Origin of the sequence: Psychrobacter sp. NPDC078501, from assembly GCF_044900935.1 — a bacterium.
GTDB lineage: Bacteria > Pseudomonadota > Gammaproteobacteria > Pseudomonadales > Moraxellaceae > Psychrobacter.
The window spans coordinates 1-12,602 of the sequence record NZ_JBJDOS010000017.1 but is presented as its reverse complement, the minus strand read 5'-3'; the positions used below and the strand labels follow the sequence as shown (position 1 = coordinate 12,602).

Genomic DNA, 12,602 nt, shown 5'->3' with positions numbered 1-12,602 from the left:
TTACCATGGTCAACGTGTCCGATTGTACCGACGTTGACGTGTGGCTTGTTACGTTCAAACTTGGCCTTTGCCATGGGTATTTCCTCTTTTTTTGGTGAATGATCAATAAAAAGCTGTTTAATGGCTCATAATAGAATTAAATCATCATAAACCTAGCTATCAACCGCACGAACCACTGCTTAAACAATGCTCCGAACTAATTCTTGTATCCGTTATTATACGCTGACTTGTCTTAAATAGTCATACATCTCTCAATCGAAATCAACTTCTCTCTAACTAGTAGATATAAAGCTCAATTGATTATAACCTTTCTTATAACCGTATAATTATCTTGATATGCAAGGTCGCGATGTTAGCTGACCGACATCATCAAACAATCCGTAAAATCCGTTAACATATGGAACAGCAATCCAATTCCAATGATATTAAAAGGCTTACGAAGAAAGAGTAAAACAAAATACACTAGCATCGCATAATAAGTATGTAACGGATGAAAATTAATGCTACATCTATTTGCCTGAAATATTGGGTTTGCTACCAGATGGTCTATATCAACCAGCATGGTCGCAAGCAAAATCAGATATGCTTTTTTCCACTCTTTTCTAAAAAACGCAATAGCAATAAAAAGAGGAAAACCAAAGTGCAAAAAATAATGTATTAATGTCTGCATACTGACCTATTAGTTTTAGTCTTCTCTATATAAGACCATCAAAACCAATATTTATTAATATACTGACAGCACTAAAAGGCAACACCTCAGTGTCACCTTTGAATCATTGTCTACCGCACTACTGTTATATATTTCAATATTCTATAATTTCGATATCGACGCAAAGTTATATAAATAGCAAAACAAGCATAAAAGGTATAAACAATAAATGGAGCTCATATCGAGAATTGAACTCGAGACCTCTCCCTTACCAAGGGAGTGCTCTACCGCTGAGCTATATGAGCGTATATTGAAACCTTTGAGTTGCACTAAAAAAAATATCACGATGCAGCAATAATTACTGACTCTCGTGATGATTTATTGTTATGCTTTGCGATGGTGTATATATGGAGCGGGTGGCGGGAATCGAACCCGCGTCATTAGCTTGGAAGGCTAAGGTGTTACCATTATACCACACCCGCATTTACTCTTATTCAGGATAACTCTAATCGAGAGTTATGAGATATAGAGAGTATGCTTGGCGCTATGACAAACTTTAGAAAATATGGTGGTGGGGGAAGGATTCGAACCTTCGAAGCTTTCGCGACAGATTTACAGTCTGTTGGGTTTGACCGCTCCCCAACCCCACCTTAGGTTGCTTTGAACAAAAATGACTTACATTTAAGACAAATTCATAAAAAGCTACTTTAAGAGAGATGGTGCCGACTGCCGGGATCGAACTGGCGACCTACTGATTACAAGTCAGTTGCTCTACCAACTGAGCTAAGTCGGCTTGTTCTCTTAAAGTGGTGGCTATTCTATCAAATTTTTTGAGATGCGCAAGTACTTTTTCATCTTTTTTTAAATTAATTTGATATAAACATTTAAGTCACTGATTAAGCTGGTTTTTTTATAAATAAAAATATGGCGATAAATTGGATTTTTACTTGCAGCCCTTATTTTCATCATATTACTGGCTATTTAATTAGCGAATGCGCAAGCCATTACAGGCCATTTCGACCGCTTTTATTAATGCCAATGCTTTTTTATTGGTTTCATCCCATTCTTTTTTTGGCACAGAATCAGCGACGACCCCTGCTCCGGCTTGAATATGTATCTCCCCACGGCGCATCACCGCAGTACGGATAGCAATGGCCGTGTCCATATTACCATTCCAACCTAAATAACCAACTGAACCGCCAAACACCGTTCGACGTACTGGTTCTATCTCATCGATAATTTGCATGGCGCGGATTTTGGGTGTGCCCGATAGCGTACCAGCTGGGAAAGTGGCACAAAACACATCTAGTGCATCCTTATCAGCTCGTATCGTACCCTCAACATTAGATGCGATATGCATCACTTGTGAGTAGCGCTCTATAAACATCTTTTCTGTGACTTTAACACTGCCATATTCGCAAACGCGGCCAAGATCATTGCGACCCAAATCAATGAGCATCAAATGCTCCGCTGTTTCTTTCTCATCATTTAGCAGCTCTTGCTCAAGCGCGAGGTCTTCAGCCTTATCTCGGCCACGTTGCCGTGTCCCTGCTAGCGGCCTTACCGTCACCTTGCCATTTTCGATACGGGATAGGATTTCAGGAGAAGCACCGATAATATCAAAGCGTTTGTGATCATCGAGTGTATAGCCATGCACCAAGAACAGATAAGGCGACGGATTAAGGTAGCGAAGCGCACGATAGACGGCTAGAGAGTCGCCTGTATAGTCCGCAGTCAAACGCTGCGCTGGCACTACCTGCATGACGTCACCTGCGGCGATATAGTCCTTTATTTTATTGACATCGCTACAGTATTTTTCGGCACCTGTTTGCGATACAAATTTAGGCGTAGGCATTACAGGTGCGCGCAAGTTGGACGGCTCAGCTAACTTTTCCTCGATTTGCTCTAACTCACGGATAGCTGAACTGTAGCCATCTTCAGACTGGCAATCAGCATAGACGATGATTGATAGCGTATTCTCTAAATTATCAAATACAATAACGCTCATCGAAAGCATCAGCCACATATCTGGCATCGACATTGGATTGGGCGCATCAGATAAGCCGACAATTGGCTCAATAATACGTACCATATCGTATCCAAAGTAACCAACTAGACCGCCACTAAAGCTAGGCATCGTCGGTACATCTTCAGCGGTTGGCATATGATATTGCGCCATCAGCTCACGCAGGTAATCAAAAGGATTCTCTACTGACTCTGTATCGATATGATCGTTTCGTTTGGTCGTCATATTGCCATCAGCGTACTGCAAAATCAGATCGCTACCCAATCCAATCATGGAGTATCGTGCCCAGCGCTTACCGCCTACCACAGACTCAAACAGATAGGCAGAGCCGTTTAGATCACGTACTTTGGAGAATACAGATACGGGAGTCTGCGCATCCATCAGACGCTTTTTTACTAGCGGTGCGTGACTAAAGCCTCTATCTCTAAAAGCTTGGTATTCTTCAAAAGTCATCATAATAGCGCTCTCTTAGCACCTTATAGGCAATAACAAAACTATAAGCTGCTCTATAAAATATAGCGCCAATATTCGCTAAAATATCGACGCTATAATGAGTCATTTATTTAATAAACGGTACGCACACAAGGGCCTCTGTCAAAAATTACGACAAAGACCTAGTGTATATTTGAATTATGCACCGCCCATATTAAACAACCATAAGGCCAAACCGATAATTAGAATGGTCACAAATACCCATATGAACCAGCCGCCGCTCGCTTTTTTCTCTACATGACCTGCATGAGCAGGGTTGCTGATTTCTTGATCCATCGCATTATTACCTTCGGTACCAAGATCGCGCGGCTGCCCTAAATTAGCCGTGCCTGAAAACTGTGCACTAGCTGCTTGTTTGGCTTTTAAAACTTCAGGGTCAGCTTCTTCTTGTAACTCTGTTTTTGTCGTTTTGTCGTGTTCGTCTTGGATTGCTGGCTCTTCATGCATTACTGGCTCTTCATGCATTACTGGCTCTTCATGTATTACTGGCTCTTCATGCATTACTGGCTCTTCATGCATTACTGGCTCTTCATGTATTACTGGCTGCTCTTCTACCACTGGCGCGCTATCAGTAGATGCTGTCTTTGGTGGCTCTGTAGTCGTCACAGCCTCTGTTTGGGTTGCTGTTGGTACAGATGCGTCAGCTACTACTTCTGTAGCAACTGGCGTGTCTTCTACTGGCGTAGGCGATGCTGCATCCGCGTCAGACAGTACTTCATCAATCCCTGTTTTTTTGACAACTGGCTCTGTAGCAACGGCTTCTTCAGTAGCTAGCTCTTCAACAGCTGGTTCTTCAACAGCCGGTTCAACGGTTTCGTGCGTAGGGGTTACTGATTCTTCGGTCATATCTGAGCCGGCATCTACAGATAAAGATTCTACAGGTACAGTATCATCTGTAGCAGGCAACATTTCTTCGATGCCAGTCTCTTTGATCACTGGCTCATTAACTGTTTGCTCTATGATCGGCTCTTCCTCAAGAACGCTTTCCTCAATTATCTGCTCTTCAGTCACAGGCTCACTAGCAGTAGTTTCCAGCACGGCAGCTGTGTCAGCATTTTCATGTGCATCTGCTACTAACTCCTCTGTGGTCACTGGCGCTAGTGCCTCACTCTCCGTCGTCACTGGCGCAGCAGATGCCTGTACTTGAAAGCTAAAACTTGCAAAGCCAAGCGTATCATTTGCTTTGAGATGACTAGATTCATTACCTTCAATACGTTGCTCATTAATAAACGTACCATTAGAAGAGTCTAAGTCTTTTACGTACAGCTGACCGTCTAACACACTGAGTACCGCGTGATTGCGAGAAACCTGCTTGCTACCTAGGACTACGTCGTTATCACTACCACGACCTATAGATAAGCTATCACTAACCGTCAGTGTTAGGTCACCTAGCGCTTCGGTCAATGCATTCAGCTGCCAAGTTGTACTTGCTGCCGTATTCGTACTTTCTGTCTCGTTTGTCATGTTATAACTCCTTATTTTTCTATTGAATATCCAATGATGCTAAAAATAATAACTCTAAAATATTACTGCCAATTTGTGATAAGTATTGTCGCTATTTCTTTAATAATAGTTGCCTAGCACGGTTTATTAAGTACTTTCCTCAGACACCATACAGTATTTACTTTGGTATAAAGTGAGGTTTTATAACTTTGTCGAGCTTGTTATAGGGGATATTAAGAATAGGCATACCGTAAGCATATGGGCCGATAGAATAATGCTGATAACGAATTCTAATGCCCGTGTCTGTTAAGGTTACATTATCGCTCAACGTAAATGGCCAGTTTTTCTCATAACTGCTCACGTCCTCAGCAACCGTTTTAACCCACGTTTTATAAGCATCATAGGCAAGCGCCTCAAAACGAGGTTTTTTACCTGAGATAAGCATGTCGTCAAGCGTGACTTGCTTCTTGGTACTTGGGTCAAACACTAGGTACTCGCTATAAGGCATGCCATGTGCACCGCCAGTATAAACATAGGAGCTAATCTCAAACAGTTCAAAGTCATCGACATGACCTAGATAATTGGGCGCTACCATCAGATTATAACCCCACGACACATCATCAGGCATATCTTGAAATTGCGAATTCACAAAGCTATCAAGAGCAGCCGTAACTTCCTTCTTGTTGCTTTTACCCTTGATAGGTGCTGACTCTGTCATCTGACTATTAACGACTAAGTTATCGATACGGGCATTGGCAATCTCATCTATCCAGTTTTGACTGCTTTTGAGATATTTAACTTCAATCTCTGGACAGTTATCACGCTTGTCACACGTCTCTTGTATATTACTGGGTAGTTGATACGGTAGATATTCAGTGCTGCTAATAAAAATTCCTGCATTTACCGACATGCTAACGGCACTTAACAGTAAGCTGCCAGTCAACATAGCAATTGAACGTCTCTGGCTTACTTTTATCGAAAATAGATCAGCCGATATAGATTTATCATCAGTTTGAGTCGTAGTGTGCATATGTCCTCTTTTACAAATATAAAATGCCATTCAATATTCTACCGTAACAATTACAATGTATTGTAGGAAGACTGTTCACGTTTTTGAAGTGGTGTAAGCGAGCGGTTATCTGACTCTTACTATTCGAGTCGTAAACACAGGCAATAAAAAAGACACGGCTGGCGTGTCTTAATCAATAAACGATATAAGCGTATAAATAAATTTAATGTTCGCGAGTGCTACTAAAAGTCACTTCTGGATAGCGGTCTTGCATTAGCTGTAGATTGACACGTGACGGTGCAAGATACGTTAGATAACCGCCCCCATCTAATGATAATTGGTCATGGGCTTTTTTCTTGAACTTCGCCAATGCTACTTCATCATCGCAATGAATCCAGCGTACCGTAGCTATCGATACTGGCTCAAAGGTACATTGAACCTTGTACTCTTCTTTGAGACGATGCGCGACCACCTCAAACTGTAGGACACCGACCGCACCCAAAACCAAATCATTATTAATCTGCGGCATAAAGACCTGCGTTGCGCCCTCTTCACTTAATTGTTGAAGACCTTTTTGCAGAGCTTTTGATTTAAGCGGATCTTTTAGAACTACACGGCGGAACAATTCAGGAGCAAAATGCGGAATACCGGTAAAGCTCAACTCTTCGCCTTCAGTGAAGCTATCACCGATAGAGATGGTGCCATGGTTATGCAAACCAATGATATCACCTGGATAGGCTTCTTCTAACGCCTCACGGTCACCTGCTAAAAAGGTCAAAGCATCAGCAATACGTACATCTTTACCCAGACGCACATGTTTCATTTTCATACCCTTCTCGTACTTACCAGAGCACACTCGCAAGAACGCAATACGGTCACGATGACGTGGATCCATATTGGCCTGAATTTTAAAGACGAAGCCTGTAAAATCTGTCTCGGTGGCTGATACTTCACGCTCAGTCGTTGGATGGGCTTTTGGCGGCGGTGCATATTTGACCAAGGTATCAAGTACCATGTTTACCCCAAAGTTACCCAATGCCGTGCCAAACAATACTGGCGTCATCTCGCCAGCCAAAAATGCTTCAACACTGAACTCTTCTAGCGCCATCTGTACCAGCTCAAGCGACTCTTCGAAAGCGTCAAACATCAACTGTCCTAGACGCTCACGGATATCTGGATAATCGTAGCCTTCTCTGGTCTCAGAGACCGTCATCTTGCCGCCATTACCTTTTTCATAAAAGTAAGTTTTATTTTCAGTCAAATGATAGACGCCAATGAAATCTTGACCCATACCGATAGGCCAAGTCACTGGGATACATTTGATTTTCAACACTGCTTCGATTTCGCTAAGTAACTCAAGCGGCTCACGAATCTGACGATCTAGCTTGTTGACGAATGAGATGATAGGCGTATCGCGCATACGACACACTTCCATCAGCTTGATGGTTCGTTCTTCGACACCTTTCGCACCATCGACCATCATCAGCGCACTATCTACTGCGGTCAAAGTACGGTAAGTATCTTCACTAAAGTCGGCGTGACCTGGGGTGTCTAGTAGGTTGACCATGTGGTCTTTATACGGAAACTGCATGACAGACGTCGTGATCGAGATACCACGCTCTTGTTCCATGCTCATCCAATCTGAGGTTGCATGACGATCTGTTTTACGGCCTTTTACTTCGCCCACTACCTGAATCGCTTGACCCCACAACAGGAGTTTTTCGGTCATAGTGGTCTTACCAGCATCGGGATGCGAGATAATGGCAAAGGTGCGGCGCTTAGCAACTTCTTTGTTTAATTTCTTTGGATCTACGCTCATAATTTTCAGCTTCAACAGTTATGTGATTTAGAAGTGACTCTAAATAAATAAAATAAATAATGGGCGTATTGTAGCGGATTTAGCATCGGGGTGCAGAATTAGCGTATAAAAAAACACGCTCCGTTATTTAAACGAAGCGTGTTTTTGGGCTTTTAAATTGCGATTATCCTGCTTGAGTAGCACGACTAATAACCATCAATTCATCTCAGTAGTAGCGTTCTATTTGCTCAGCTAAGAAGTCGCCAGCTACCTCATTGACGATTGTACAATCGACTACGTCAAAACGACTGTCTGTATTCGGATCAGTGCTACCTTTGGCGACATAGTTTGCCTCATATACGTCTTTTCCGTACTCAACACCGCTATATTCATAAGCAGGCTGATCATCGTATTCGAAAAACATAACTTGCGCGGCTTGTTGCTGATTGCCTACGCCAACGCCGAACTGAGAGGTTCTATGATCCCTATCTGCACTAAAGCGAGTTTTGGCCACTTCAATCCACCTTTCTATTGAAGCGTAACCAGTCTTGTTTTTCTCATTAAATGCCAAAAACGAACGCTCGCTGGTTACCACAGGGATATAACAAACCGACCCTTCAGGAAAAGCAACATTGGTCGGAATTTCAGAATAGTTATTTAAGTCGGTAATAATACCGTATCTATTGTTCACGTTTGTACTAGCAACATAGCTGTTAGCATGCAGCCCTGATAAGTTAAGCGTCTTATAAGTGGTTTGGTAGTCTAGCTGGTTGTTGGTATTTTTTTCATAAATGGGGCGTTTGACCGTCCGATTATTAACCTCGATGTCTTTATTTTCAAGTCGACCTTCGAAATCATCTGCTAGCACGGTTCTGTCTAAATCATTCAGGCTTTGATTACTATAACTGTTGATGAGATTGGTTGTTTTGATCTCGCGCGCACCAGTACGATACGTTTCATCAATTCGCGCAATTGCCGTTGCATTGGCTTTGCTATCATAACTATTAGCAAAGCTTGTCAAAGTAATCTCGCTACTAGCCGTCCCATAAGCGCCGTCTTCTTCCTCGCACCCTATCAAAGCAAGCGTCGTCAAAAAGCAAACACTAGGTATCGCAATCCATCTATTCATCAAACAATGTCCTTATGATTCAGATTTCTATTATCCGTACTGATAACGTATATATGGCTCATTACCGCTATTGTACCTCTTTGGCGACTGTACGATAAGCTTGTAAATCTAGAAACGAATAAAACTGTGCGCAAAATCTCATTTACAAACTAGCAGTATATATTTACTCTCTATGCACTGAGCTGCGTGAGCGATTTGTTATGCTAGGTTTCATATCAAGATTTACCACTCAACTATAAACATAAAAACTCACAACAAAGGATGTGTCATGAAATCTCTATATTCTACCAAATCTACTGTTACTGGCGGTCGCATGGGTACAGCAACCTTAAGCGATAGTGATCTTGAAATCAATATGGTACCACCAGGCGGTAATGAAAAAGGTAATAATCCTGAGCAATTACTCGCAATGGGTTATGGCGCTTGTTTTGATGGCGCCTTAGGCGTAGTCAAAAAGATGGAAAGCGCAACATTTGGCTCAACTGTTGAGACCTCTGTAGACTTATTACAAGGTGACAATCACGAATATAAGCTTGCCGTAAAAATCCACGTTATCGCTGACAATACAGACCTATCTGCTGACGAGATTCAAAAATTGGTCGAAAAAGCGCATGAAGTATGCCCATATTCGAAAGCGACCAGCGGTAACATCGATGTCGAAGTCTCTTCAGAAGTAAAATAACGTATTCAGAGACTCGTTATCAACGTCTATTGAATGACAAGTAGTCGATAGTTATTCCCTTCTAAAAGAACTCAGTTTATCTGGGTTCTTTTTTGTTTTTAGCAATTTATTTATTGTAGAAATGGAATATCGAAAACTCAGTGTAGATTTCAATGAAAAAGAACACGATAGAACATCTCGTAACGGTTAAGCAGTTCGGCACGCGCTGATTTTATCGTTATAATAAGCGTATATATTTTTATCTAATAGCTGATAAGTGACTTTTATGACTGATGACATAGCTGACAATACCACCGATAACGACCACAACTCTCACCAAGCGCTTGACCCCAAAGCACTACCGAACTTCGATACCATGCCTAATGTGGCGCTGATGGATACCAGTCATGTAGACAAAGATCAGCCACCTTTTATTTTGGTTGATGGTTCCTATTATCTGTTCCGCACTTATCACGCCTTGCCAAAAACCATGCAAAACTCGCAGGGTCTAATCACCAATGCGATACGCGGTACACTCAACGCACTACTAAAGCTGATGCGTCGCTATCATCCTACTCACATGGCTGTTTGCTTCGATACCAAATCACCGACTTTTCGTCATCATATGTCTGCTGATTACAAAGCTGCTCGTCCACCTATCGATGTCGAGCTAGTAGAGCAAATTCCTTATATTCATCGTTTGGTCACTGCATTAGGTATTCCGCTGTTGCGGATCGAGGGTGCAGAAGCGGATGATATCATCGGTACACTTGCCCATCGTGCTATCGAGCAAGGCCATCATGTGGTCATCTCAACGGGTGATAAAGACATGATGCAGCTGGTCAACGACTGCGTAATATTGGAAGACAGCTTTACAGGTAAAGTCACGGATACGCCAGCGGTAATCGATAAATTCGGTATCAATCCAAATCAAATGATCGATTTCTTAACGCTAATGGGTGATGCCTCTGACGGTATCAAAGGCGTACCTGGTATCGGTAAAAAGACCGCTAAAGACCTACTCGTTGAGTATGGTGATATTGAAAACATGCTCAAGCATATTGGCTTTATCAAAGGTCGCGGGGCGAAGGGTCTGATCGAAAACGCTGATGATATTCCTTTTAATAGAAAGCTGGCTACCATCGTTACCAACTTAGCCATCGGTCAAGATTGGAATGATCTAAAAATCAATACCGATCCTTGTGCACATATAGATGAATTGCGCGACTTATATAATGAGCTTGAGTTTAGAAATGAGCTGGCATCACTCGATCATCCAAATCATCCTGCCAATGGTTCGAAAAGTGTTGCTGATAGCCAAGCCGATACGGAGTCACAGGCACAGGTGGCAAAATCACTCCAATCAACCAAGGGTGACAGCATTAAAGACAGCACTAACCATGATAAAGCGTGGCACACTGTACTCGATGAGCCAGCGTTTGATAGCTTGGTCGAGTTATTAGAAGCTGCTCCGCATTTTGTCATTGATACCGAAACCACTAGCGTTCATTGGCGTGATGCACAAATCGTCGGTTTATCTTTCGCATTGCAAGCACACGAAGCCTATTACATTCCGCTTACGCATAGCCTAGAAGGTGATGAGCTAACTGTTAAGCAGCTTGATCGCGATACAGTATTAGCTCGCTTAAAACCTGTCTTAGAGAACCCAAATATCGGTAAAATCGGTCAGCATCTAAAGTATGATGCGCATATCCTCGCTCACTATGATATCGATCTAGTCGGCGCCATACATGAGCAGACAAATAACTGGGCGATGGATACCATGCTTGCCAGCTACGTCATCAATGCGGCAGCTACTCGCCACGGCATGGACGATTTGGCACGCCATTATCTACAAACGCAAACCATCAGCTTTGAAGATGTAGCAGGTAAAGGCGCTAAGCAAGTTACCTTTGACCAAGTAGCCATCGATATCGCGAGCGATTATGCTTGTGAAGATGCCGATATCACCTATCAATTATTTGACGTGTTCAGCGTTGAGCTGGCTAACGATGCCAATAATGCCAAACTGTTACACGAGCTAGAGATTCCAACAGCAGAGATACTTTGCCAAATGGAAGCGCATGGTATTTTGATTAAACGCTCCTTCTTAAACGAGCTATCAAAACGCTTTGATGAAGAAATTGTCGCCTTAGAGAAGCGCGCCTATGAAGTGGCCGGCGAAGAGTTTAACTTAGGCTCTCCTAAGCAGCTCGGTGAGATGCTATTTGAAAAGCTAGGCGTGGCTGGTGGCAAAAAAACCAAGTCTGGTCAATACTCGACTGGTGAGGCTGTACTATCAAAAATCGATCATCCATTGGTCGATATTACGCTAGAGTATCGCGGACTGTCTAAGCTCAAAAGCACTTATACTGATGCACTCGATAATGTCGCAGATAGCGAAACCGATCGCGTACATACTAGCTACCATCAGGCATTAACGAGCACTGGGCGACTGTCATCGACAGATCCTAACTTACAAAATATTCCCATTCGTACTGCGACTGGTCGCTTAATTCGTCAAGCTTTTATTGCCCCAGAAGGTCGCGTTATTTTGGCTGCGGATTATTCACAAATTGAACTTCGTCTAATGGCGCACTTCTCAGGTGATAAAAACCTAACCCACGCCTTTAACGAAGGGTTAGATATCCACGCGGCCACCGCTGCCGAAGTACTTGGCAAGGATGTCGCAGACGTCACTTCAACCGAGCGCCGTAACGCTAAAGCCATTAACTTTGGTCTGCTATACGGGATGAGTGCCTTTGGACTTGCCAAGCAGCTACAGATGAGCCGCGGCGAAGCACAAGACTATATTGATATGTACTTTGAGCGCTATCCAGGCGTCAAAAACTATATGATCAATACTCGTGCAAGCGCCTATGAGCAAGGTTATGTCGAGACGATATTGGGCCGTAAGCTCTATACGCCTGATATCAATCACAGCAATCGTATGGTCAAGCAAGGTGCTGAGCGCGCGGCGATTAACGCGCCACTACAAGGCTCTGCTGCTGATCTAATCAAACTTGCTATGATCGCCGTTGATAAAGTGCTGCCAAAAGAGCAAGCCAAAATGCTGCTACAGGTTCACGATGAACTGGTGTTTGAAGTGGATGCCGATAAAGTAGACGAAGTTAGCCAGCTGATTACTGATGCTATGCAAGATGTATTGACGACTACAGCAGTAGACAAAGGCTGGAATGTAGACTTTGCAGTACCTTTATTAGTCGAGACTGATAGTGGTCAAAACTGGGATGAGGCACATTAGTAAATAATTTAAGTTAGGTTTTAACATAAGATGGGTTGGGAGTTTCCTAAAAACTGTGTAACTGCTTATAATCCATTAACAGGAGAATAAGCAATGACTACTCAATCTGACATTAAAAAACTGGCCGAGC

General features: G+C 42.8%; 8 protein-coding genes, 4 tRNA genes and 1 pseudogene. 2 read left to right on the top strand and 11 right to left on the bottom strand.

Going from position 1 to position 12,602, the window contains the following annotated elements; genetic code table 11:
* The 11 genes and pseudogenes from ACI2IW_RS13740 to ACI2IW_RS13690 all read right to left on the bottom strand — a co-directional run.
* Window positions 1-74 (bottom strand): annotated as a pseudogene (locus ACI2IW_RS13740) (elongation factor Tu); the annotation flags it as partial.
* 278 nt (window positions 75-352) lie between these two features.
* The gene (locus tag ACI2IW_RS13735; RefSeq protein WP_057758486.1) at window positions 353-670 is read right to left on the bottom strand and encodes a DUF6122 family protein; all 318 of its coding nucleotides are present in this window, start codon (window positions 668-670) and stop codon (window positions 353-355) included.
* 209 nt (window positions 671-879) lie between these two features.
* A tRNA-Thr gene (locus tag ACI2IW_RS13730) sits at window positions 880-954 on the bottom strand.
* Window positions 955-1,057: 103 nt separating this feature from the next.
* Window positions 1,058-1,131: transfer RNA gene (locus ACI2IW_RS13725), tRNA-Gly, on the bottom strand.
* An 84-nt stretch (window positions 1,132-1,215) separates the two neighbouring features.
* Window positions 1,216-1,299: transfer RNA gene (locus tag ACI2IW_RS13720), tRNA-Tyr, on the bottom strand.
* Window positions 1,300-1,366: 67 nt separating this feature from the next.
* Window positions 1,367-1,442, bottom strand: a tRNA-Thr gene (locus ACI2IW_RS13715).
* A 192-nt stretch (window positions 1,443-1,634) separates the two neighbouring features.
* Window positions 1,635-3,131 (bottom strand): anthranilate synthase component I, encoded by a 1,497-nt coding sequence (gene trpE / locus ACI2IW_RS13710; protein ID WP_404693946.1) that lies wholly within the window; start codon window positions 3,129-3,131, stop codon window positions 1,635-1,637.
* A gap of 174 nt (window positions 3,132-3,305) precedes the next feature.
* On the bottom strand, window positions 3,306-4,631 hold the full coding sequence (locus tag ACI2IW_RS13705) for an FHA domain-containing protein (protein ID WP_404693945.1): 1,326 nt from the start codon (window positions 4,629-4,631) through the stop codon (window positions 3,306-3,308).
* Window positions 4,632-4,788: 157 nt separating this feature from the next.
* Window positions 4,789-5,640, bottom strand: coding sequence for an RsiV family protein (locus ACI2IW_RS13700; protein ID WP_404693944.1), 852 nt, complete (start codon window positions 5,638-5,640; stop codon window positions 4,789-4,791).
* A 202-nt stretch (window positions 5,641-5,842) separates the two neighbouring features.
* Entirely contained in the window at window positions 5,843-7,438 is a 1,596-nt protein-coding gene (locus ACI2IW_RS13695; protein ID WP_057758477.1) for a peptide chain release factor 3, read from the bottom strand.
* Between the two features lie 205 nt (window positions 7,439-7,643).
* Complete coding sequence (locus ACI2IW_RS13690) at window positions 7,644-8,546, bottom strand: hypothetical protein (RefSeq protein ID WP_404693943.1); 903 nt, start codon at window positions 8,544-8,546, stop codon at window positions 7,644-7,646.
* A gap of 268 nt (window positions 8,547-8,814) precedes the next feature.
* Between ACI2IW_RS13690 and ACI2IW_RS13685 the strand changes: the two genes are divergently transcribed.
* Both ACI2IW_RS13685 and polA read left to right on the top strand, forming a co-directional pair.
* Complete coding sequence (locus ACI2IW_RS13685; RefSeq protein ID WP_057758473.1) at window positions 8,815-9,228, top strand: Ohr family peroxiredoxin; 414 nt, start codon at window positions 8,815-8,817, stop codon at window positions 9,226-9,228.
* Between the two features lie 265 nt (window positions 9,229-9,493).
* On the top strand, window positions 9,494-12,472 hold the full coding sequence (gene polA, locus ACI2IW_RS13680; RefSeq protein WP_404693942.1) for a DNA polymerase I: 2,979 nt from the start codon (window positions 9,494-9,496) through the stop codon (window positions 12,470-12,472).
* Window positions 12,473-12,602 lie beyond the last annotated feature (130 nt).